The sequence below is a fragment of the Pleurocapsa sp. FMAR1 genome (assembly GCF_963665995.1).
Taxonomy (GTDB): Bacteria; Cyanobacteriota; Cyanobacteriia; order Cyanobacteriales; family Xenococcaceae; genus Waterburya.
Window position 1 is genome coordinate 3,058,471 of sequence record NZ_OY762512.1, and the last position, 23,358, is coordinate 3,081,828.

The 23,358-nt window shown below is 39.8% G+C and carries 21 protein-coding genes, 1 tRNA gene and 1 pseudogene; 11 read left to right on the forward strand and 12 right to left on the reverse strand.

The window, feature by feature from the left end:
* Positions 1 to 65: 65 nt before the first annotated feature.
* Entirely contained in the window at positions 66 to 1,454 is a 1,389-nt protein-coding gene (locus tag SLP02_RS14830) for a DUF3747 domain-containing protein (RefSeq protein ID WP_319421451.1), read from the forward strand.
* A gap of 402 nt (positions 1,455 to 1,856) precedes the next feature.
* Here SLP02_RS14830 and SLP02_RS14835 read toward each other — a convergent pair whose 3' ends face one another.
* From SLP02_RS14835 to rbfA, 5 genes are all read right to left on the reverse strand, one after another.
* On the reverse strand, positions 1,857 to 2,312 hold the full coding sequence (locus SLP02_RS14835; RefSeq protein WP_319421452.1) for an NUDIX hydrolase: 456 nt from the start codon (positions 2,310 to 2,312) through the stop codon (positions 1,857 to 1,859).
* A gap of 71 nt (positions 2,313 to 2,383) precedes the next feature.
* Positions 2,384 to 3,775, reverse strand: coding sequence for an argininosuccinate lyase (gene argH / locus SLP02_RS14840; RefSeq protein WP_319421453.1), 1,392 nt, complete (start codon positions 3,773 to 3,775; stop codon positions 2,384 to 2,386).
* Between the two features lie 116 nt (positions 3,776 to 3,891).
* A complete protein-coding gene (locus SLP02_RS14845) occupies positions 3,892 to 4,134 on the reverse strand; it encodes a DUF4327 family protein (protein WP_319421454.1) in 243 nt (80 codons plus the stop codon).
* A 163-nt stretch (positions 4,135 to 4,297) separates the two neighbouring features.
* A complete protein-coding gene (locus SLP02_RS14850) occupies positions 4,298 to 5,878 on the reverse strand; it encodes a glycoside hydrolase family 3 N-terminal domain-containing protein (RefSeq protein WP_319421456.1) in 1,581 nt (526 codons plus the stop codon).
* A gap of 21 nt (positions 5,879 to 5,899) precedes the next feature.
* Positions 5,900 to 6,280, reverse strand: coding sequence for a 30S ribosome-binding factor RbfA (gene rbfA, locus SLP02_RS14855; protein WP_319421457.1), 381 nt, complete (start codon positions 6,278 to 6,280; stop codon positions 5,900 to 5,902).
* Between the two features lie 138 nt (positions 6,281 to 6,418).
* Here rbfA and SLP02_RS14860 point away from each other — a divergent pair, with 138 nt between their 5' ends.
* On the forward strand, positions 6,419 to 7,960 hold the full coding sequence (locus SLP02_RS14860; protein WP_319421459.1) for an FAD-dependent oxidoreductase: 1,542 nt from the start codon (positions 6,419 to 6,421) through the stop codon (positions 7,958 to 7,960).
* A 541-nt stretch (positions 7,961 to 8,501) separates the two neighbouring features.
* Here the strand turns inward: SLP02_RS14860 and SLP02_RS14865 are convergent.
* From SLP02_RS14865 to SLP02_RS14875, 3 genes are all read right to left on the reverse strand, one after another.
* A complete protein-coding gene (locus SLP02_RS14865; protein ID WP_319421461.1) occupies positions 8,502 to 8,840 on the reverse strand; it encodes a hypothetical protein in 339 nt (112 codons plus the stop codon).
* 115 nt (positions 8,841 to 8,955) lie between these two features.
* Positions 8,956 to 10,608: an NAD(P)/FAD-dependent oxidoreductase gene (locus tag SLP02_RS14870; RefSeq protein ID WP_319421462.1), complete on the reverse strand. Its 1,653-nt coding sequence runs from the start codon at positions 10,606 to 10,608 to the stop codon at positions 8,956 to 8,958.
* Between the two features lie 184 nt (positions 10,609 to 10,792).
* Complete coding sequence (locus tag SLP02_RS14875; protein ID WP_319421463.1) at positions 10,793 to 12,958, reverse strand: putative bifunctional diguanylate cyclase/phosphodiesterase; 2,166 nt, start codon at positions 12,956 to 12,958, stop codon at positions 10,793 to 10,795.
* A gap of 351 nt (positions 12,959 to 13,309) precedes the next feature.
* On the opposite strand from SLP02_RS14875, the gene SLP02_RS14880 reads away from it, so the two are divergent.
* Together SLP02_RS14880 and SLP02_RS14885 are read left to right on the forward strand one after the other, a co-directional pair.
* A complete protein-coding gene (locus tag SLP02_RS14880) occupies positions 13,310 to 13,453 on the forward strand; it encodes a hypothetical protein (RefSeq protein WP_319421465.1) in 144 nt (47 codons plus the stop codon).
* A gap of 269 nt (positions 13,454 to 13,722) precedes the next feature.
* A complete protein-coding gene (locus SLP02_RS14885; RefSeq protein ID WP_319421467.1) occupies positions 13,723 to 14,178 on the forward strand; it encodes a dTDP-4-dehydrorhamnose 3,5-epimerase in 456 nt (151 codons plus the stop codon).
* A 40-nt stretch (positions 14,179 to 14,218) separates the two neighbouring features.
* Here SLP02_RS14885 and ilvD read toward each other — a convergent pair whose 3' ends face one another.
* Together ilvD and ispD are read right to left on the reverse strand one after the other, a co-directional pair.
* Positions 14,219 to 15,907 (reverse strand): dihydroxy-acid dehydratase, encoded by a 1,689-nt coding sequence (gene ilvD / locus SLP02_RS14890; RefSeq protein ID WP_319421469.1) that lies wholly within the window; start codon positions 15,905 to 15,907, stop codon positions 14,219 to 14,221.
* Positions 15,908 to 16,127: 220 nt separating this feature from the next.
* Positions 16,128 to 16,817, reverse strand: coding sequence for a 2-C-methyl-D-erythritol 4-phosphate cytidylyltransferase (gene ispD, locus SLP02_RS14895; RefSeq protein ID WP_319421470.1), 690 nt, complete (start codon positions 16,815 to 16,817; stop codon positions 16,128 to 16,130).
* Positions 16,818 to 16,911: 94 nt separating this feature from the next.
* Between ispD and SLP02_RS14900 the strand changes: the two genes are divergently transcribed.
* From SLP02_RS14900 to SLP02_RS14920, 5 genes are all read left to right on the forward strand, one after another.
* Positions 16,912 to 17,859 carry a glycosyltransferase family 9 protein gene (locus SLP02_RS14900; protein WP_319421471.1) on the forward strand — a complete coding sequence of 316 codons (948 nt, stop codon included), beginning with the start codon at positions 16,912 to 16,914 and terminating at the stop codon, positions 17,857 to 17,859.
* Between the two features lie 438 nt (positions 17,860 to 18,297).
* Positions 18,298 to 18,368: transfer RNA gene (locus SLP02_RS14905), tRNA-Gly, on the forward strand.
* A gap of 277 nt (positions 18,369 to 18,645) precedes the next feature.
* Positions 18,646 to 19,800, forward strand: a complete 1,155-nt coding sequence (locus tag SLP02_RS14910; protein WP_319421473.1) for a GDSL-type esterase/lipase family protein — start codon at positions 18,646 to 18,648, stop codon at positions 19,798 to 19,800.
* Between the two features lie 113 nt (positions 19,801 to 19,913).
* The gene (locus SLP02_RS14915; protein WP_319421475.1) at positions 19,914 to 20,123 is read left to right on the forward strand and encodes an IS1/IS1595 family N-terminal zinc-binding domain-containing protein; all 210 of its coding nucleotides are present in this window, start codon (positions 19,914 to 19,916) and stop codon (positions 20,121 to 20,123) included.
* 1,463 nt (positions 20,124 to 21,586) lie between these two features.
* Entirely contained in the window at positions 21,587 to 21,856 is a 270-nt protein-coding gene (locus tag SLP02_RS14920; protein WP_319421477.1) for a PIN domain-containing protein, read from the forward strand.
* 185 nt (positions 21,857 to 22,041) lie between these two features.
* On the opposite strand, the gene SLP02_RS14925 is transcribed toward SLP02_RS14920, so the two are convergent.
* Positions 22,042 to 22,362, reverse strand: a complete 321-nt coding sequence (locus tag SLP02_RS14925) for a hypothetical protein (protein WP_319421478.1) — start codon at positions 22,360 to 22,362, stop codon at positions 22,042 to 22,044.
* Between the two features lie 340 nt (positions 22,363 to 22,702).
* Here SLP02_RS14925 and SLP02_RS14930 point away from each other — a divergent pair, with 340 nt between their 5' ends.
* Positions 22,703 to 22,960: a hypothetical protein gene (locus tag SLP02_RS14930; RefSeq protein ID WP_319421479.1), complete on the forward strand. Its 258-nt coding sequence runs from the start codon at positions 22,703 to 22,705 to the stop codon at positions 22,958 to 22,960.
* A 39-nt stretch (positions 22,961 to 22,999) separates the two neighbouring features.
* On the opposite strand, the pseudogene SLP02_RS14935 reads toward SLP02_RS14930, so the two are convergent.
* Positions 23,000 to 23,128, reverse strand: a pseudogene (locus SLP02_RS14935) (transposase); the annotation flags it as partial.
* On the opposite strand from SLP02_RS14935, the gene SLP02_RS14940 reads away from it, so the two are divergent.
* A complete protein-coding gene (locus SLP02_RS14940; protein WP_319423740.1) occupies positions 23,091 to 23,315 on the forward strand; it encodes a hypothetical protein in 225 nt (74 codons plus the stop codon). The pseudogene SLP02_RS14935 and the gene SLP02_RS14940 sit on opposite strands and share 38 nt — an antisense overlap.
* Positions 23,316 to 23,358 lie beyond the last annotated feature (43 nt).

A 23,358-nucleotide genomic window follows, 5' to 3' on the forward strand; every position in this document is an offset into this window, starting at 1 on the left:
AAGAGGACGAAATCGTAATTTTGAGCTTTAATCTAAATCGATACAGCATTTTTTCTAGAGATACTATGAAATTATCAAAAAAGTTAAAGTTAGCAGCAGTTTTCTTGAGTGCGATCGCGCTAACAAGTCCTTTACCTGCTGCTTTGGCACAGTTTACTTCAACACCTATACCAGCAGAGCAAGTAGTAGCGGTGGCAGTTCCCGCAGGGCAAGTTGGCTATAGTTTAACAATAGTGCAGCAAATTCCTGGTAAAAAACAGTGTTTTGCTGAAAAAGGTTCTCAACCAACAATTATCGATCCACTCTGGACGACTTTTGACTTTACAAATAGCTGTCTTCGTTCTACAGATAGTAATGGCTATTCAGTAAGTCTAGATGGGCAGGATAATGGACTAGACTATCGGCTAGACGTTGTTCCTAAAGGGAACGAACTTCAACTAGTTGCTAACAGTTACCAAGATCGTTCTAAACTAGTGGTAGGTCAGACCTTTGGTAAACCTCCCAAGGGAGAATATGCCAAAATTCAGTTAAATCCAGGTTGGGAATTAACCAAAAAAGTATATCAAGGAAAAGTTTTAGGATCTTTTTTGCTTAGTGGCGATTCGCAGGCGATCGCAGCAGCAGGTGGTACGATTCCCCAACCCAGTGCTAACTTTAGCGATATTGCCAACGATATCTACAAAAAAGAGATTGAACAAGCTGTCGCCCTGGGATTTATAGCTGGTTACAAAGACAAAACTTTCCGTCCTACAGAATCTTTAACCAGAGAACAATTAGTGTCAATGGCTTATGGTGCATTAGGAACAGTTAAAAGCGTACAGCTTGCTTCCCTTCCTTCTGTTCCTACTCAGCCTTATGCTGATGTTGATTCTTCTCGCTGGAGTGCTGCTAAAATTCAATGGGCTAAAGAAAACGATGTTGTTAAAGGTTATCCTGATGGTTCATTTAAACCAGAACAACCTGTAACTAGAGCCGAGTTAGTTGTAGTGTTACAAAATCTAGCTAAGTTTGCTAATACCAAGGAAGGTAAACCAGCAGAATTAAAACCTACTCAGCAACCCAAGGCTTTTTCTGACACCGCCAATCATTGGGCTAGTCAAAATATTCAAACTATGTCAGCCTATTGCGGAGTAGCTTCAGCTTATCAAGAAATGGGTAATGCTTTCCAACCTGATACCCCAGCAGCCAGAGATTACGCAGCAGCAGCAACCCTCAGAACTCAAGAGTGCTTAACAGGTGGAAAACCTAAAGGAGAGATGAATATGAAAGAGGGTATGCAGGACAATATGAAAGAAGGAGAAATGAATATGCAAGAAGGTGCGCAGGACAATATGAAAGAAGGGGAAATGAATATGCAAGAAGGTGCGCAGGACAATATGAAAGAAGGGGAAATGAATATGCAAGAAGGTGCGCAGGACAATATGAAAAAAGAAAAGATGAACATGAATAAATAATTAGCGTCAATCGCAGCTAATTGTTACAACCAAAAAAGAGGGTCTGCAAATAGACTCTCTTTTCTACTGTTGGCGTTGCTTTGCTTCTATAACGGTTCGGACATCTTTTAAAAACATTGTCCGACCCCTCGTGTGTCACAATTTTACGCAAATTTCTGAGGAAAGTAATTCGTTGTTGATGCTTACGTTCACTAGATTTTAGAGTTTTTTTACTTATTCTTTTTTGCTGTTCAAGTACTTGTTGAGTTTCCTTCTCAGTTTGCCCAGCATACAACTTTTTGAAAATATGTATTTATGTGTGCTGCATTCATGTTGATTTTTATCGATCGCTTTAATTAAAAAACCACATCAATAATTTGACATTCAAGACAATCGCCATAAAATAGAATCTTTTAAACGGAATTAGGCGATCGCCACAGAGCCTTCAAAGTAGTCCTTTAACTGCCGATCGTGATCGTGGCTAAGATTGCCAAGAGGTAATTCATCTCTGGTGAATGCTTTAACCTGCAATACTTCTAGTTTATCCTCTGGGATAAGCTCCCCCACCGCTTCTACTTCTAATAAAATAGAAATTGAGTGTAAGCGAGGATCTCGCTGAGGATCTGAGTAAACACCTCGTAAACTTTTGATTTTGGTTAATTTTAAACCTGTTTCTTCCCTTAATTCTCGCCTAGCAGCATGAGGAATATCTTCTCCCCAGTCAATCATGCCTCCAGGCAACCCCCACTGCCCAGTATCACTACGCTGAATCAAGACAATACGACCATCAGGTAACACGGGGATAATGGTTGTACCTGTAACGGGATGGCGGAAGATAATACCAAGTACAGTCGAAAAAAATCGCCAAAAACGACCCATAAAAAAAATGTCAAATAGGATTAATTAGTCAGATTTAGGTGGTTAAGTGGTTAAATGCCGAAATTCAAGTTTTAAGCCTTAATTTCTAGTAAAGATTTAGCTCTAGCGATCGCCTGATGAACCTGCTCAAAACCAGTACCACCATAGCTATTACGGGCAGAAACTACCTGTTTAGGAGCGATCGCATCGTAGATATCGGCTTCAAAAGCGGGATGCAGTTGTTGCCATTCTTCTAATGTTAGATCTTTTAGCAGTTTTCCAGCAGCTAGGCTGGTTTTTACCACTTTCCCTACCAAATTATAAGCTTCGCGAAAGGGAACGTCCTTAGATGCTAAATAATCGGCAACATCAGTAGCGTTAGAAAAATCTTCAGCGACGGCCTCTGCTAGTCTGGCTGTTTTAAATTCGATTCCCTCTTCTAACAAAATAGTCATCGCCTCTAAACAACCCTTGATGGTTTTAACCCCGTCAAAAATTCCTTCTTTGTCTTCTTGTAAATCTTTGTTATAAGCCAAAGGTAAACCTTTCATAATTACCAGCATTGCCTGGAGATGTCCAAAAACCCTGCCTGTTTTGCCCCGTACAAGCTCAGGTATATCAGGATTTTTCTTCTGAGGCATGATGCTCGATCCCGTAGCGCAAGTATCTTTGAGAGTGATAAAGCTAAATTCTTGAGATGCCCAAAGAATCATCTCTTCACTTAAACGACTTAAATGCACCATGATTAAACTAGCCCCGCAGAGAAACTCGATCGCAAAATCGCGATCGCTTACTCCATCAAGGCTATTTTCGTAGACCCGATCGAATCCTAGTAATTGGGCGGTATATGCTCGGTCAATGGGAAAAGTTGTTCCTGCTAATGCACCACAGCCAAGAGGAGATATACTAGTTCGTTTATAAATATCTTCCATTCTCTCCCAGTCTCGTTGGGTCATCTGAAAATATGCCAGGAGATGATGCGCCAAACTAATCGGCTGCGCTCTTTGTAAATGGGTATAGCCTGGAATTAAGGTTTCTACGTGCTGCTCGCTGTGAGCTAATAAAGCTGCCTGAAACTGCCTTAAATACTGCTGTATCTCTCTAATTTCGGCTCGCAAATATAGCCTAATATCTGTGCCTACCTGATCGTTGCGCGATCGCGCCGTATGTAGCTTTTTACCCACGTCGCCAACAATTTCTGTTAGTCGCCTTTCTACAGCAAAATGAACATCTTCTGCTTCTACCCCTGGATTGAAATTTCCCTGCTGGTATTCAGTGCGAATCTGTTCTAAGCCAGAAACTAACTGCTGTGCTTCGCTATCAGTAATTATCTTTGTTTTAGCAAGCATTTTAGCATGAGCAACTGAGCCAGTTAAATCGTACTCAATCAATTCAATATCAAAGCCGATGCTGGCATTAAAAATAGCGATCGCAGGATTTAATGCCGATTCAAAGCGATCGCTCCAGGTCTTTTGCTTGCTCACAGTAGAAAAACAGAATTAGACGACTAGATTATTTTAACTACCGTCGGTCACTAATCCGCATTTTCTCAACAACAGCTGACAATCTGCCATAAGCAATTATTTAAATCTCAAAATATTTAGTCGCTTTCCCAATTGTCATAGGAAACCAAATCACCAATAGAATCACGCAATAAATAGTCATATCTTTCTAATTCACATTCTAATTCTCCCCATTCGCGGGCAGGAATGTATTTGCAAAGAGTGTAGATAGATTGCTGACGATTTACTACCCCTGTTTCGATTAACTGACGCGCTTCATCTTTCAAGGTTTCAATAGAATATCTAATAGAAGAAGAGGGGGATGCAGTAGTAATATACATGATTCTTATCCGAAATAATTATGAGTTAATTTAAAATCTTACTCTTCAACTATAAACTAAAATAGTTGAAAATTAAAAGAAAAATAATTTATTCGCTGTATCGAAAATAACAAAATTCTCTTAATATCAAGAATCCCTAGGATTTTTTATTTATTCGAGGAGATCAAAATCCAAAGTTCTTTTGAAAGTCAGATGGCAAAGCTTTAGAATCAAGACTATATAAAGTCTTTAAAGCGATCGCCTGAGCTTGTTCCATCTGCCCATAACTAAATACTAAAGGCAAATCTGAATTGATTAAATTAAACCAATCAAATACGTAAGGACTGCCATAAATAATTATCCCCTTTACTAAATCGCTTTCAATTAGTTGTTGATAAATTTGTTTAGCCTTGGCGGTCAAGCCAGCATTACCTCGAAAAGGATTTCCTCGAATAAATACTTGTAAAAGAGTAGGTCGCCGATCTGAGAGGATGCAGTTTAAAGTATTGTGATCTACTACCTGTCTTTGATAGTTAAGCTGCTGAGGAATAGCAATAGCAGGAGTATGAATATCTAAGAATGGGGTATTTAATACATCATCAACCACAATGAGATTGCGGTGAATTTGCTGATCTTCAACTATTAGAGGAATATTTCTGGCTTGTAAAGACTCTTGCAAGATTGAATCAACTATTGCTCTAGCTGCATTACTAGATAACTTTAAGGCTTCAGCCTTAGATTGAATTACCTTTTGCTTGGCTGACCAAATACGCGCCCAAGACTGATTAATTCTTTGTTCATTGATGCGTCCTGATTTAACTGCATCGTAGATCGAGGCGATCGCTACTTCAGGATCATCAGGCATTAATAAAATATCATTTCCTGCTTCTACTGCCATGACAGCAACCTCTTCGGGAGACGCATACTTAGTTATTCCTCCCATAATTAGAGCATCCGTAACTACTAAACCAGTAAAACCCAACTGTTTTCTTAATTTATTGGTAATGATTTCAGGCGAAAGCGTAACAGGTTTTTGCTTATCCCAGGCTGGAATTAGAAGATGCGCCGTCATCATGCTATCTACTCCTGCTGCGATCGCGCTTTGAAAGGGGGGTAGTTCAACAGCTTCTAACCTCTTTTCGGAATGATCCAGAGAAGGTAAGTCTAAATGAGAATCGGTAGAAGTGTCTCCGTGTCCTGGGAAGTGCTTGGCAGTAGTTAAAATAGCAGTCGATTTTGCACCTTTTATAAAAGCATTAGTTAAGACGCTGACCACTTCAGGGCGATCGCCAAAAGCCCGAATATTAATTACAGGATTATCAGGATTATTATTTACATCTACTACAGGTGCAAGTAGCCAATTTATGCCTACGGCTAAAGCCTCTTGCGCCGTAATTTTTCCCATCTGGTTAGCATACTGCTGTGCTTGCAAAGGATCTTGCTCATAGATCGCGCTCAAAGCCATTGGTGGCGGAAACCAAGTACCCCCAGGAAAACGCTGTCCGATACCTTCTTCTATGTCTGCTGCGATTAATAAGGGAATATTTGCCCAATCCTGTAGCTGTTGCGATCGCTTTTGCAGTTCAACGCTGCTACCTCCCAAAAGAATAACTCCACCTAAGTTAAACTCTTCTAGCCACTGTTGTAACTGAGCATTAGAAGCTTCCCAAGCGGGATAGCGAATCTGATGGTCAAATAAATAACCAGAAGCGCGAACAACGATCATTTGAGCAATTTGCTCTTTGAGAGATAAATCTTTTTTCACTGAACATTTATCAATGAGCATTTACTCTACTGTCTCTGGGTTTTCTTGTCGCTCTTGACTAATTTTATTCAGTAGATCTACCATATTGTCTCCTCTTTCCAGGGAGCGATCTTCAAGAAACTTTACCGTAGGCGTGCGTCTTAACTGCATTCGACTACCCAATTCTCTACGGACATAATTAACCGCCGATTCTAAACCAGCCATTGTTTCTTCTTTAGCTTCTTCTGTGCCATAGATGCTGACAAAAATTTTAGCGTGTTGCAAATCTCCTGATATATCAACGTCAGTAACGCTTACCATGCCTGCACCAACGCGATCGTCTTTGATTTCGCTGAGTAGCATTTGACTGACTTCCCGCTTAATTAAAGCAGCTACGCGAGCTACGCGACGACTATTAGCCATAATTCTTTCTTATCCTGATAACTGGGAGCGATAGAACAAAGTATTACGTTTGCACCGTTTTAAATTGTAGCTATAAATTGTTATACCTATTTTTATAGATCCATAATTTAATCACAAGATAATTTAAAGTTTTAATTAATGACCTTAACCGAAACCATACTCGCTCAACAATCAGACAATGTACTAGCCAGATTGCGACAAGCAGATAAATTTTGGTCAGCCTTGCGTAATGGAGAAATAGATGCAACCGAAGTTGTTACTAATAGTTCAGAGAAAATTGGCAAATTAGATACAGACATTGTTATCTGTGGTGGAACATTAGGCATCTTGCTGGGTGCAGCACTACAGCAACTAGGATGGCAGGTTAGCTTGATTGAAAAAGGAGTTTTAAAAGGCAGAGAGCAAGAATGGAATATTTCTCGTCATGAGTTAAAAACCTTGATTGACTTAAAGCTTTTGACTGAAGAAGAGTTAGAAAAAGCGATCGCCACAGAATATAATCCCGCTAGAGTTAGCTTTCAAGCAGGACAAGAAGTTTGGGTAGAAAATGTCTTAAATGTTGGCGTTTATCCTGTTTATCTATTGGAAAAACTCAAGCAGAAATTTCTTCAAGCTGGAGGCAAACTACTTGAGAATACGGCTTTTGAATCAGCGACAGTTCATCCTGATGGAATAGTAATTGAAGCAGGAAAAACGATTAAAGCTCGCCTCTTAATCGATGCGATGGGTCATTTTTCACCGATTATCAAACAGGCAAGAAAGGGAACAAAACCCGAAGCAGTTTGTGTTGTGGTTGGTAGCTGCGCTCAAGGTTTTCCTGAAAACAATACGGGAGATTTGATTTATTCTTTTACACCAATTATTAATCACTGTCAGTACTTTTGGGAGGCTTTTCCTGCCAAAGATGGTCGCACTACCTATATGTTTAGCTATCTTGATGCTAACCCCCAAAGACCTAGCTTAGAATACTTCATGGACGAATATCTCAGGCTTTTGCCAGAGTATCAAAATATTGAGCTACAACAGCTAGAATTTCAGCGATTTTTGTTTGGCTTTTTTCCTGCTTATAAAAATAGTCCGATCGAATTAGAATGCGATCGCATTTTACCTGTAGGGGATAGTGCAGGGGGTCAATCTCCCGTTAGCTTTGGTGGCTTTGGGGCAATGATTCGCCATCTAAAACGTCTGACTGAAGGCGTTGACGAAGCTTTAACCGTAGATAGACTGAACAATAATGATTTAGCTTTGTTGCAACCATATCAACCCAATATTTCTGTCACCTGGTTATTCCAGCAAACTATGAGCGTCGAGGTAGACAAAGAAGTAAATCCTCAGCAAATAAATAACCTAATGAATGGTGTTTTTGCAGTAATGGATCGTTTGGGAGATGATGTCCTAAAACCGTTTCTACAAGACGTAATTCAGTTTGTTCCCTTAGCTAAAACTTTGCCATTAGTTAACCCAAAACTAGTATTTCCTTTATTACCTCAGATTGGCGTTAGTTCTTTTATCAACTGGATTGTTCACTATTTTAATTTGGCAATATACAGCGGTTTATTTAATGCTGCAAAATTTGCTCAACCAATAACCAAAAACTTATCTCCAACCCAGCAATATTACTATCATCGTTGGTTAGATGCCTGGAAATATGGTTCAGGTGGCGATTATGAACAAGATTAATTGGAAATAGCAAATAAAAATACTATTACGAATAGTAAAGGCGAATCGCGATTCGCCCCTACACAAACTTGATATTAGAACCAAAACTTAATGCTATACATGAAAATATTGAAGATGGAAATACATCTATATGGTGTAAGTCTTGCTACTATTTTCAAAAAAAGCTTATGTTTTGTGTATCTAGATACTAACCTTAGCGAATTGTCAACATTTTTTTGTCACAATGAAATTAAGTCGGGTAGGTCAGGAGTATTACTACTCCCTTCTCCCCTAAGAACCGAGCGTGCAAGTTTCCAAGCACTCGGCTCAAGCAATATCACTCTTTGTCGTAATGAGTTTTATGGTGACAATATAAATTGGTGCGACCTGAAAGTTGCATTTTAGAGTAAGTCCCTAAGAAAGACTTTAGCCTAATGGTCAAGGCTGTACCCGCCCGAAGGGGCATCATTAGTAATAGAGTGGTCGAGAATTTGGCAGTAGTTGCCCGATAATTAGGGAGATCGCGTGCAGTCATCTCTTAAAATAAAAATTCTTGACAAGATTAGCTAATTATTTCGCCATAGTCATGGCTGCGATCAAGAAAAAACGTACCAGAAACTTTAATGGCATAGTCACCTTGGGGCTGCAACCATAAGGTGTCTATGCCCGTATTACCTTCTAAAGGTCCTTTTTGTTCTAGCCAGTGCAAAACTAGCACTTCTCCTCCTAAAGGATGCTTGCCGTGAGCAAGATATTGCAATGTTCCTGATTGATTGTTATCGGGAGTTACATATCTTCCACCGTCCTCATTTAATAAAATTGTTACTGCCTGCCAATCTTCTTGAGCAACTCGAAAACGGGCAGTAATTTCTTTAGTTCGTAACCATTCTGGTACTGGCATGGGGTAAATTCTCCTTTTAAAACTTCGATTTAATAAGTGTAGTAGACAAAAATTTTTACCAAAGTATCTTTCCCGATCGCTCTGGGGAAAGATACTAAATTCGAGAGCGAATAAATTATTCAACACAAGTCAGCTCAGTTTGTAACTCTTCAGTTGCCTCATTTTGGACAATGTAAGGAGTCAACTCTGAGTGAATATCTAAATAATTAACCAAATAAGCTTCAATTCTTGAGACCATCACCTCATAATCTTCCATTGTTTGCTGATTGACTGCTTTTTGTTCGCCTACGGCAATCTCTGCTTCTCGCATGATTTGCCAAAGCTGCTTTTGTAATGATTGATAGATTGGATTGAGAATTCCCCAAACGTTGGTATCCGCAAGACAGTAATCGGACATAATATGCTGATTAAAGTGTCGGCGAGCATCAATTTCTTGGAAACGTTGAATTAGTTCGATCGCTCTGGGGTGATTAAACGACATATAGACAAGCTGATTGTCTCGTTCTAGAGCTTCATAAAGTTTGCCCACAAAAGCTTCATAATCAGCAAAAGCTTTTTGGGAGAAATTGTTACAGTTGATCGCTCTAAGGGTGCTTTGAGCAGCAAAATAAGCAGTTGCCACACCACCAGTTAAGCCTGGTGAAATTAGAGGATCGACAAAAAATGCTGCTTCGCCAATGCTTAACCAACCATCTCCTACCGCTTGTTCGGCATAGCCACGAATGTTAGCCCGCGCTCTTAAAGCTTGTTGAGTGTCATAAAGATCAGAGACGAGTTCAGCACCCTCAAGTAATTCAGCGAGCGCAGGATATTGTTGGGCATAATGGTCGAATGCTACTTTACGTCCTTCGGCAAATTTGTCATCGCGATCGGTTCGCAACACCATGCCAATACTGATGAGATCCTCTTCAGGACAGCCATGACGAGCAGCTAATTCTGCTTTAGTAGGTAATTCTTCTCCACCCAAAAAGCGATTGAACATCGACTCTCTGTCGGCTTCGGGTACGTTTTCCCAAGAAACTAGAGGAATGTACCACATCCAACCTTCACGGAAACAGAAATGTTGGGTATACTGATCGCGGCTAAACTGAGCCACCTTTTGCCAGTCGGTGCGATCGCCGAGACGATTGACGTTTTTAAAATAGCCCCAAACAGCATTGCTTTGAAAATTTACGTCTTCTTTGTTATATAGATCGAGATGTTTGGCAATTATGCTGGCAGGACCACTAGCATCTACTACCAATTGAGATTTAATTTCGTATTTTTGTTGCTGAAAACGATAGGCAATAGTGTTACCGAGATCGCTCAATTGAGAATTAGCTAGATCCACTCGCGCGCCTTGAATCACTTCTACTCCTAGGCGACGAGCATTGGTAATTAATAAGCCATCTAGTAAACGTCGTTCAACCTGAAAGGTTTCATCAAATGTTTCCAAAATATATTCTGGTGCTTCGGTGACATTTTCAATTGATTCGTCAACGTGAAAAAAACCTAAGCCATTTTTAGGAAAAAATAGTAGTTCAAGAGCTTCTTGGGAGATTCCCACAGAACGGAGTGCTTTACAAAATCCCGAAAGCGTACTTTCTCCGATTTTAAATTTTGGTTGTGACTCTCTTTCTAGAACTACTACTTGCAGTTGGGGGCGTGCTTGCTTCAGCCAAGAGGCATACAAAATACCTTGAGGTCCCGCACCGATTACTACAACCTGATATTCGTTTTTAGAACAGTTTTTGGCACGATTGTTTTGAATTTCAGTATTAATACTCATGGCACACTTAAGTAAAGTATTCTAACAATCAAACAGTAACCTTAATTTTCTGATTTTATAATGTAGTAATTACTTAAATTTGAACGTCTAAATATTAGTAAATAAGACAAAAATTAGTAATAGTACTGATGCAAAAATAGTTCTAAGAAAAAATAGTTAAATATTTTTACTTGAGTATTTAATTTTATCTAGTCCTTAGCCAATTTAAAAGGGAGCGGGGGTTTAAAGGTTTAGAAAATAGATAACCCTGTCCGTAAAGACACTGAAGATTTTTTAATTTAGCAAGTTGAGCTTCAGTTTCAATTCCTTCGGCAATCACTTTTAAGCCCAAACTCTTAGCCATCATCACAATAGCTTCAACAATTTCACCATTATTTCCTTCAGAATCTATTGCTTGAACAAAAGAGCGATCGATTTTAAGTACGTCAATCGGTAGACTATGAAGATAACTCAAAGAAGAATAACCCGTACCAAAATCATCTAAATGTAGCCCAAAACCTAAAATCTTAATCTGCCTCAAAGTTTCCGTGGTTATTTGGACATCCTGCATCAAAAGACTTTCAGTAATTTCTAATTGCAGACTTCGAGGTTCTAAGCCAGTCATTTGTAGAATCTGAATCAACGAATCAATTAAATAAGGTTGAGAAAGCTGCTTTTGAGAAATATTAACTGCTATGGTCAAATTAGGATTATTAAACTGAAGTTGCCATTCCTTTAACTGATAGCAAACTTCCTGCAAAACCCACCAGCCAAGGGGAACTATCATTCCTGTCTCTTCGGCTAGGGTTATAAATTCTCCTGGTGAAACATAGCCTCTTTGAGAATGTTTCCAGCGGGTTAAAGCTTCAAAACCAACTACTTGACCGTCCAGCAAAGAAACAATCGGCTGGTAGTGCAGTCGAAATTCTCCTCTGTCGAGAGAATGATGGAAATCAGTTTCCAGGCTTAGTCGATTTGCTACTTGAGTATGCAAACTCTCATCGAACAACTCATAATTAGTAGTGCCTAAAGCCTTGGCTTTATACATGGCAATATCGGCATTGCGTAATAAGTCTTCTGCCGAGTTGAGATTAGGTTCGCTTAAAGCAATGCCAATGCTGACGCTGGTAAAAACTTCGTGTATGCCCAAATGAAACGGAGATTTTAGACTTTGTTGAATACGTTCTGCAAGTTTGGTTGCTTCACTCAGGGTTTGAACGTCTTCGAGCAAAATTGCAAATTCATCGCCTCCTAATCTGGCTAAAATATCGCTGGCACGCAAACAAGTTTTTAATCTCTGGGCGATTCCCACTAAAAGTAGATCGCCACTTTTGTGACCTAAACTATCGTTAACATATTTAAAACGATTTAGATCTAAGAAAAAGACCGCAAATTTGCGGTTGGGATCGCGTCGATATTTTTCTAAAGCTCGATTCAGATAATTGCTTAACAAGTTCCGATTGGGCAAGTCGGTTAGACCATCGTACAAAGCATCATAAGCTAGTTGTCGTTCGGCTTTTTGACGCTCTAGTTCGGCTGTTGCTCTGGCTGCAAAAATTTTGAGGATTGATAGCTCAGTCGATCCGTCTTCCATCGGACGCTCGTCAATGACGACCAAATGTCCCAGAATTATTCCTGATGAATTGACCAAAGGAACACCAACATAGCTTTCCGCATTTAGTTTGGCTAAATCCTGGTCTAAAGGAAAAATAGTCCGTAACTTCCTAGGATAATGACAAGATATACCAGCAATAACCTGCTCGCAAGGTGTATTTGCTATAGCATATTCAAAGTTTTCACCAAAGTCTTCTTTGCACCAAAAAGCTAAGGTACAGACTCGCTGTGGACTAGTTTTTTCTAAACATTCTGTGACAAACGCATAGCTAACCGAGAGCGCGCAAGTCAAATGATAGACTAAAGAGTGGAAAAAGTCTTTCCCCGTTACAGTAGCCGTACCTTCAACTACCGAACGTAAAGATATTTCTGTTTGCATCTGCTTGGTCATATTTTCCTGAATAATCAGGACTCCAAACCAGTTATCTTGCTTAACTTGTTTAATATGAATAACTAAAGAATTTTCTAGCTTAAAATTCTCGCTATTGTGGTTAAGTCTAGACTCGGTTTTCTCTAAGCGAGCGATCGCCTTAATCTCTGTGGCAATTTTTCGAGCTAATTCTGCTTCGCTACCGACTAAAGTCTTACATACATTTAGGTAATTATCTCCAATACTCGTGTTCTTTGAAAAACCACTATTAATTGAATTATTTTTCCAAGCTTTATTCAGTGCAATAATTTTGCCTTCTCGGTCGATTAAAGCAACTTGACTATCAAAAGCATCAAAGATTGGCTGAAATAACTGGAAATATTCCATAATTAACTACTCGTAACAGATAAGTTCAACTGTGGTATTGATCGAAGTAAATACATATACATATTACCTTGATAGATCAAATCAGACGTTCATATTAGCTTATTCTCGGCTTTCGATTACTGTATTCACAGTGAGACAGTCCAAACTCTCAATAGCAAAGTGTAATCGCTCGCTATACATTCTATTTAGGACTACCCCGTTTTTGACGATCGCATTACAGTTACAAGTGGGACAAAATAAAGTTGACTTTGATATCATCAAACCTTCAAGAGATAATTAAACTTCTATTTTCCTTTATCCTTTCCTATTTGGGACTACCCTTTTGTTAACTGGATTGTTCACTATTTTAATTTGGCAATATACAGCGGTTTATTTAACGCTGCAAAATTTGCTCAACCAATAGCCAAAAACTTATCTCCAACCCAGCAATATTACTATCATCGTTGGTTAGATGCCTGGAAATATGGTTCAGGTGGCGATTATGAACAAGATTAATTGGAAATAGCAAATGAAACATACTGTAGAGCGTTTTTCTCTCTAAAGAAGATTATATATATTTGAAAACATTGAAGATAGAAATACATTTATATAGTGTAAGTTTTGCTACTGTTTTCAAAAAAAACTTGTATTTTGTGTATCTAGATACTAACTGTAGTGAATTGTCAATATTTTTTTGCCACAATGAAATTAATATTCATAACCTTAGTCTACAGAAAGGGAAGAATAAAATTCAATTTATAGACTTTTAATAGCTAACTAAAATTATGGGATTAATTCAAGGTGTAACCATTCAACCAATTGAATCTATTCAAGGAGGAATGGCGGAATTTTATACGCCTCAATCTAGTAATGAAACTATAATTGTTAAAGTACCAGCTAATGTTATTGATGACCTTTTTGTTCACAAAAAACAAACTGACCAGCTACTAGTAGTTAGAGGAAGTTTTGTATTAGTAGTTTTATATAATAAGCAATATCAATATATTCCCTTGAGCGAAGATGTGCCACAGGTAGCGATAATTCCCAGAGGAATTTTACACGGTGCAATTAACTTTGAAAATCGAGATTGCTTACTAGTCAATGCTGTGTTGCGAAATAGTGAACCAAGCGCGAGAGATTATCAGCCATTACCCAAACCTTTTCCCTATGATTTAGAAAAGGCTAAAGCTAGCTTGAGTAATTTATCTAATCAAGTTATGACTGAGAGTGACGTTGCCTGAATAAGAAATACGCGAGATTTAAATCAGGCAAAAACGCCGTTTAATTATGCAAATTTAGATCTGTAACTGCACCAAGACTACTAGTCGAAACTAGTTTGGCATATTTACCCAAAACTCCTCTGGTGTATTTAGGTTGACGTGGCTGCCATTGGCTATGACGTTTGGCTAATTCTGCATCATCAACATTTAGCTGCAATAACTTTTGACGAGCATCAATAGTAATGCTATCTCCTTCTTTGACCAGGGCAATTGTTCCGCCGACGGCAGCTTCAGGGGCAACATGACCGACAACCATGCCGTAAGTACCACCAGAGAAACGACCATCGGTGATTAGTCCTACAGAATCTCCTAATCCCGCACCGATGATTGCCGAAGTGGGAGCAAGCATTTCTCGCATTCCTGGACCACCTTGAGGACCTTCATAACGAACAACGATGATATCTCCAGCCTTGATTTCACCGTCTAGAATTGCGGACAAACATTCTTCTTCCGATTCAAAAACTATAGCAGAACCAGTAATAACAGGATTTTTTACCCCGCTGATTTTAGCAACTGAACCTTCTTTAGCAAGATTGCCCTTGAGTATTGCCAGATGTCCTTCTGCATAGACAGGATTATCCCATTGACGAATTACATCTTGATCTGCGGGAGGGTTTTCGGGGATATCAGCCAAGAGTTCAGCAATAGTTTTACCAGTAACCGTTAAAGCATCTCCATGGAGCAAATCATGAGCCAAAAGCATTTTCATGACTTGAGGAATGCCACCCGCATTATGCAGATTTACGGTAACGTATTTCCCTGATGGCTTAAGATTACAAATTACGGGGACTCGCTGACGAATGGTTTCAAAATCGTCTATGGTAAGCTCGACTCCAATCGTATTAGCGATCGCCAGTAAATGCAAGACGGAATTAGTTGAGCCTCCTACTGCCATAATTACCGTAATTGCATTCTCAAAAGCTTTACGAGTCAAAATCTGGCTGGGTAAAATTTGATTTTTGACCGCTTCCACCAAAGCAAAAGCAGATTTTTCAGTACTTTCGGCTTTCTCCTCGTCCTCTGCTGCCATAGTCGAAGAATAGGGCAAACTCATTCCCATCGCCTCAAACGCCGAAGACATAGTATTGGCGGTAAACATTCCGCCACAAGACCCAGCACCAGGACAGGCTTTGTGTTCAATAGCATCTAATTCAGCTTTGTCTATTTTTCCCGCACTAAATTTTCCTACTGCTTCAAAAGAACTAACTACGGTCAAATCTTCGCCGTTGTGTTTACCTGGCTTAATAGTGCCACCGTAAACAAAGATAGCAGGAATATTCAGGCGAGCGATCGCCAGCATTGCCCCAGGCATATTTTTATCACAACCGCCAATCGCCAGCACAGCATCCATACTTTGCCCATTACAGACAGTTTCAATCGAGTCAGCAATTACATCACGGGAGACTAAGGAATACTTCATCCCTTCTGTACCCATAGAAATACCGTCACTGATCGTAATTGTGCCAAACATCTGAGGCATTGCCCCAGCTTCTTTGAGTGCGGTTTCGGCTCGTAGTGCTAAGGTATTGATCCCCATATTGCAGGGAGTGATGGTGCTATACCCGTTAGCTAAACCGACTATAGGCTTGTTGAAATCATTGTCCCCAAAGCCTACCGCTCTTAACATAGCGCGGTTAGGTGATCTTTGGTTACCTTGGGTTACTTTTTGGCTTCGGCGATTGTCAGACATCTATTGCATCTCCTTTCATTGAGCATTAAGTATTGGTCATTGAGCATTAAGTATTGGTCATTAATGGTCAAGTAAAAAGTAAAATTGAGCGTTGGTAAATCTAGGTATAAAATTTTCAGAATAAACATACGATACCGAAATATTTGCTTTGGTTACGAGCAGATTTACCAATTCAGCTTATAGATAAAAACTATAGACAGCGAAATTAACTTGTACGGCCCTAACCCACGCTTAATCTTTGACGTAAGATAAATTCAGCGATCGCTAAATCCACAGGAGTAGTTACTTTTAAATTAGTTTCTTCTCCTTCAACAATTTTGACAGGAAGTTTACATTTTTCAAACAGCGCAGCATCATCGGTAACTGACCAACCTGATTCTTGACCCTGAGAGTGGCAACGCTTGAGGAGCTTTACCTCAAACCCTTGAGGAGTTTGGGCTGCCCAGAGGTTACTGCGATCTGGAGTATTTATGATAATTCCTTGTTCATTAACTACTTTGATTGTGTCTTTGATGGGTATAGCGGCAATGAAACCCTGACAATTATTAAAGGCAGCAGTACAGCGGTCAAATAATTCAGGAGTTGCCAAACATCTCGCCCCATCATGAATTAAAACCTTCTCAGCACTCTTGGGTAGAGCCTGTAAGCCATTGTAAACAGATTCTTGACGAGTATCTCCTCCAACAATTAATTCTACTGATTTGACTAGATTTAACTGGCTGAGAATATATTTAAAATCGGCAAAATCTGTAGGTTGTCCAATAATACCAATCCATTCAAGGCTTAAAGAATTTTCGGCTGCGAGTAGAGTCCATGCCAGCAGGGGTTTTCCGAGTAATTTCATGAGAAGCTTATTGCGATCGCTACCCATTCGCCGACCCATCCCCGCAGCAGGAATCAATAAGTGCATTTAATGATGTTTTCCTAAAGATACGACTGTTTAGCTCTATCATCTACTAAAATTGACCACAGATAAAATTAAGGACTATATCTTCTTCATAAGAATGCGTATACTAGCCCTCGTGCCTGGCTCCATCGGCAATCAACTTCTCTTTTTCCCCACCATAGAGACTCTAGCAAAACAGTATCCTCAAGCTAGGATAGATGTTTTGGTAGAACCCAGTTCTAAAAAAGCTTACCGAGTCTGCAAAAATGTTGATGAGGTTTTGGTGTTCGATTTTCAAGACCGTAATAGCTTCGCTGATTATCTTAATCTTTTAGGGATTATGCGCGATCGCGAATATGATGCAGTTATTAGCCTTAAAACTACTTGGCGGATTAAATTACTGCTGTGGCTTAATGGTATACCTACTAGAGTAGGTTTTCAGGATGATTCTCCGATATATTTATCTAATTCTGTTGTTCGTAAACCAGAGCAATACAAAGCAGAGATGTATCATGATTTGGTTGCTGGCTTAGGAATTGATGCTCCCTGTCCTTCTGTCACTATTAATGTATCAAAAGAAGATATTGACTGGGCAGAATCAGAGCAGCAGCGTTTAGATCTAAAAGATAGTGGCTACATATTGCTCAGTGACGAGCAATATCTGACACCAGATATTAGTGCCTATCCACTTAAAAGTTGGCAAAAAATTATTGAGGAGATTAAACAAAAAAATACTGGTTTAGCTATTGTGCTGTTGCAAACAGATACTAACCAAGACTGGGTGAGTGCCATAATGTCAGCCAATAATAATATTAAGGCGATCGCGCCACCCGACGTGGGTAAAATGGCAGCTATAATTGCCGGTGCTAACTTGATTCTGTGTGACAATAGCACTTCTATGCAGCTAGCAGTAGCTACGGGAACATATACGATTGCTTTGTTAAACGCCCAGGATAACAAAGAACTTCCACCCCATAACGAAAACTGTGTTGCTGTTCAATCGTCAACGGCTAATTTGTCTGATATCACTCACGAAACGGTAATCGAAAAAATGTGGCAGGGGTGAATTGAAGGATAAAGGATGAGGGATGAGGACGGAGAAAAAAGCTAATATCATTACCAGATATCTTGCTCAGGCTTTCTAAATTATCATCTATATCGGCATCTTTATAGGTCAATAAGTAGGGATAAAGGTGAAAGGTTAAAAGAAGAAACGAATAAAACTTTTCCCTCTTCCCTATTTTCCTTGTCCCAAACCAAGAGCGATATCTTAATTGTTTTTGTCGAACTCCTTCGATTAGCGATCCTATGCTTGATCATCGCCACCTTTTCGATCTGGACTTTTCCTTTGTTTTCAGAATACATTTGGTGACACCAATTCGACACCAATTTATTTTTAATTACTTTTTGAAATATTCAGAATTACGGTATTTTTCTACAAAAGCAGTTGACCAAAGTACAAAACATCGTTAATATAATTATTGCGCCTAAAAGGTTGTTATCTGCGGATGTCGTATAGTGGTAATACCTTAGCCTTCCAAGCTAAAGCTAGGGGTTCGATTCCCCTCATCCGCTTAATTTATATATAATCAGAGTTTCAGCATATTGGGACGAAACGCAAAACAAGCTTGTATTTGTATTATGCCCTAATCCGCTCCCAATACAATAGAACTAAACCCTACTTGATCGAAGCTTTATAAAAATGTGTCTATCCAACTACATTTTATTTAAAGGCTTTGGTTTTCTATTTCCTGACGATTTAGCTTTGTAAAAGTGAAATGCTTCGATTTACTATTACAGAGATTATTATTATTTTGTTTAATAATAGCTATTAGTATATTTTTAATTAAAAATGTTAGAGTTAATATTGGCTCAAAGTTTAACAATAGTATTAAATCAAAATTTTATTGCTGAGATCGATCGGCCAACAGTAGTAGTAAATGCCTCTACTCTCCAGAAAATTGCCCCAAATAACGATAATTTAAATTACTCAGGTAGAGTAAACTGGGAAAATCCTCAAGCACCAGGCTTTAGTTATCCAGGAACAGCATTGGAGTTTAAATTTACTGGCACTAGTTTGAAAATCGAGCTATCAGAAGATAATTGGGGCAGCGAAAACTATGTTGATGTTTATCTTGACGGTAGTTCTCAGCCTACGACTATTAAGCTAAGACAAGAAAATGGTCAACCAGTTGTTTACAATATAGCTACTGGATTGGAAAACAAGGCTCACAATGCAGTGGTAGTTAAACGAGTTGATTATCTAGCGGGAGAATTTAAGCTTCATAGCATAGCAATTGACGGTGAGCTACTTCCTGCCGACCCTGACTCTAATAAAAAAATAGAGGTTTACGGCGATTCTATTTCTGCTGGTCATGCGGTAGAGTATAAAACCAGAGGAGTTCAAGATCCTCAAACAGATTTAATTCCTATTTCCAATGCTTATTATAGTTATGCTTCTATACTAGCAAGAGATTATGACGCAGAACTTTCTTTGATAGCTCAATCAGGGGCATCTTTAGTCAACGGTTTTGGGTTTTGGAATAATTTTTGGCATAACGGCACAGGAACAGAAGCTTTTTATAACAGAATAAAACCTCTTAGCGATGCTCCTCTATGGGATTTTAAACAGTACACCCCTGACTTAGTAGTAATTGCTCTGGGTCAAAACGATGCTGCAACTGTTGGCAATAATTTATCCAGCGAAGCTTGGAAAGGACACTATAAACAATTTATTGCTAATCTGCGAGCTAAATATCCAGATTCTTATTTTGTGGGTATGTTTCCCAATATGTACCATGATACTCAATGGGACGGATATTTAACTGAAGCGATCGCCGAATACCGTCAGGAAAACCACGATAATTGTGTCTTTTCGCTGATCCAGAAGCAAGTAACTCCTGGTCATCCCCGCATTAGCGAACAACAGCTTATGGCAGATACGTTAAAAGAGTTTATTGATGGGACTCTGACCAAAAACGGTTTTAATTGGGATGTGGCTAATTAAATAAATACTGGGCGATGGCTAAATGTAGTCATGTCCTTATAGCAACAGTCAGTTCTTAGGTAGTCCTAAAGATGTAAGGAGCTAAAATAATAAATGCAGCTAATCTAGTTTTTATGTCAGCAGATTCACCACCATATTGCCCATCCTGTGAATCCAATTTAATTGTCAAAAATGGAAAAATTCACAACGGCAAGCAGCCTCGACACTTCCTTCAAGTCGGTAAAACCGATGGCGCGTTTTTTGTACGGCGCGTTTTGCGAGACAGTTGCGTTGCGGGGGTTCCCCCCGTTGAGCAAACTGTCGAGGTTGGGGCGAGGAAATGAGGTCTGACCCACAGCTTCGGACAGAAGCAAAGTCATGCGAAAGCATGACGATGGCACATACGTGCCGTTCGCCCTACGGCGACGCGGGGTCTTGACTCTTTTCGCGCTTGGCAACGGCGGCGGACAGAGAGTCCGCGAGAGCATATTCCACTCGCCCGTTGCGAGACAGTTCCGTTGCGGTGGTGAGACACTTGCGTTGCGGACGGCAGTTTTTGAGGCGAGGAAACGCCCCCGTTTAGGGGCGCTGTTTTGAAGCAATAGCTCATGGGGCTTCGCCCCAAGACCGCTTTGCTTCGCTGTTCCACTCGCCTGTTGGGACAGAATACTCTGACAAGGTCAGCTTTTGTGTATGAAGCTTCATACACAAAACGTGACCGCCCAACCTCGACAGTTCCTTTAAGCGGGGTTCCCCCGCCAACGGACTCAGATGCGGACGAAGCGTCCTTTCTCGCAAAACACGCCTCGTCTATGACCCGTTGCGGGGGGTACCCCTTGGTTGTCGAGGGCGAGCAAAGCGTTGTGGTGAAGCAGTTGCGTTGGTGAAGCATTGCGGTCTTGGGGGTTTCCCCCATGAGCAAATGCTGAAAGGGTTCCCCGACTTGAGCAAAGGCACGAACCCGAAGGGGGGTTCCCCCCATGCAGGAAGCAAAGCTTCGCACGTTGGAACGTGCCGACTTTCCGAAGGAAAGGCGAGGCTTTCCAAAGCCTGTCGCTAGACGCGACTTGGGCGGTACCCCGCCCTGCGCTATTGCCGAGGGTGCGCGGGTTTCCAAGGGGCTGTGGGCGTGATTGCATCGCGCTTACGCAAGTCTTGCCCTTTATAAGCCCCGTCGCGTCTTCTGGAACTGTCGAGGGCGGGGGTCACATGCGGCTCACGCCTTTGTCCCATGAGCAACTTTCGTAAGAACTGTCGAGGTTGGGTAAGAAGCTTCCCACAGAAAAGCCGCCGTACGGAGTGTCTGGCAAAAACGCACGCTAGAGGATATTTTCCCCGATCTATTCTTCTCTGAACTTACCGATAAAGATTGAGAAGCGGTTGCTAATCAGATTTACCTACTATAACTCTAAGAAATATTTCAAAAGGAGCGCCAATACCAAAATCAGAATAGAGAAAATAAAATAATCTTTTGCAATAAAAATATAAGCTAAAAAAGCGAAGCAGCGCGTTGCGGTGAAGCAGTTCGTTGGCGGGGTTCCCCCGCTTAAAGAAACTGCTTCACCCGAAGGGGGGTATCCCCCGTTGTAGCGACTGCTTCAAGAAGCGATCGCCATGAATGTTAAAGGAATTATTCAAGGTAAGACAATTTAACTATCACAAGCAGTTAGCGTCCCCGATGGCACATAAGCTATGGTCGAAATTCGCGATCGCTCTTAGTTAAGTAAAACAGAGCAATTGCAGCAACTACAGCCACAAAAACAAACCACACTTAACCCTGAAGAAGCTCTATCGAGTCAGGAATTTGATGAACGAAAATGTTCGTAACTATTTGGTAAATGATTATGAGTGGTTTATCAATAATCTAGGTCTGCCAGATCCTAATGATCGTCATGTTCTGGCAGCAGCCATAAAAGCTAAAGCCAAAGTAATCGTTACTAATAATCTAAAAGACTTTCCCCAGTCAGAATTGAATAAATATAATGTCGAAGTACAACATACAGGATACCTTTATCATATGCGAAGCGATATCCTTGAGGATAAATCTAATCGATCTCTATTCCGTGCAGGTAATTGAAGCAGTAAAAAAATGTCATCAGAATAATTAGCCAAGCATTAGTTAGACATGAAAAATAAATAGTGTTACATAAATACTACCAATAATATTTATGTAACACTATTTACATGAAATTTACAAAAGTATAGAGAAAAAATGAATGCATTATTTGCTAATTTACTCTAAAAAAACAAATACTGTTAAAACTAATCATATTTAATCTTTTGTTCTTGCTGGTTTTTATCATACGAATCGCTCATTTTATAAACATCATATGCTATCTCACTCACATCCATAATCAGTCCTAATGAATCTGCTTTGGCAGCAAAAGTTTTTGCTGCTTTGGGTGCATATTTAACAGTTACTTTAGCAATTTTTGGACTTTCTTTAAAAACAATTTTGGCTGCTTTTGAACTTCCAGACCAAACATCGTTTATTGTACTGGCTGAAGCTACTTGAGTTATTCCCATCATAACAATGCCCAAAGCAACTATAAAAGTACAAACTCTCTTAAAAATATTGTTCATTTTGTTTTTTTAAATATCTACCTTCTAAAACTAACAATATAGTTTTAGACCAGTACTGACAAAAATCAGGATGACCATGTAATTTAAATCACTGACTAAACAACAAGCAAAGCCTTGAATTGAGAAATAGCCCTAAATAACTCTCAATTGATGTACTTACAAGATCGCTCTTGGCGCATTAGCTATTCCAGCAATGAAAATAATCCCATCGCCGATTTTTATATCCTTGCATTAGAATACGCGGTGCAGTGCGATCGCAAGTTATACTAATTTAAATTGTTATAACTACTTCTCGACTCTCTCTAAACCAAATGAGCGCACCATATAATTTTGGCAAACAATGTCTACCGATTATTTTCGTCATAGTGAGATTGAATGCGATCACTTGAAACAACATCTGACGAAAAACAACCAGAGATTACTTGCTAGTCGGTTACAGAATATTTGGCAAAATGGCAGAAGTATTGTTAATGGTAAAAAGCTAGCTAAAAATGCTGAGTTTATCGATCTTTCTCGGCAATACTTAACGGTGAACACACCTTTAAAGGATTTGATGTTTCGCCACACCCGCGATACATTGAGACAATACAGAAAATGAAAGCCCACGAGCGAAGCGTCCATGATAGCGTGGGATGAATCATCCGCGGGTTTTTTGTTGAGCTATATATCTTTCAACTGTAGCAGATGAAACGTTTCCAGCCGTCGAACAGAAATAGCTTCTAGTCCACATGGAAGGCATTTTTAATAGCTCGGTAAATTCTTCTCTATGGATTAAAGTAAAAGAAAATCGCTCGATTTCGACGGTGATGAAATCTACTGGAGTATACGACTTGGGGACAAATATCAAACTAAAGACCCTCAAAAAGCAAGATTGCTTAGGGTGCAAAAAGGTAAATGTCACCACTGTCAACGGTCTTTTGAACCTGGAGACAATCTGGAAAAACACCACTTGATTCCTAATAATTAAGGCGCAAATAATTCAGATCAAAACTTAGT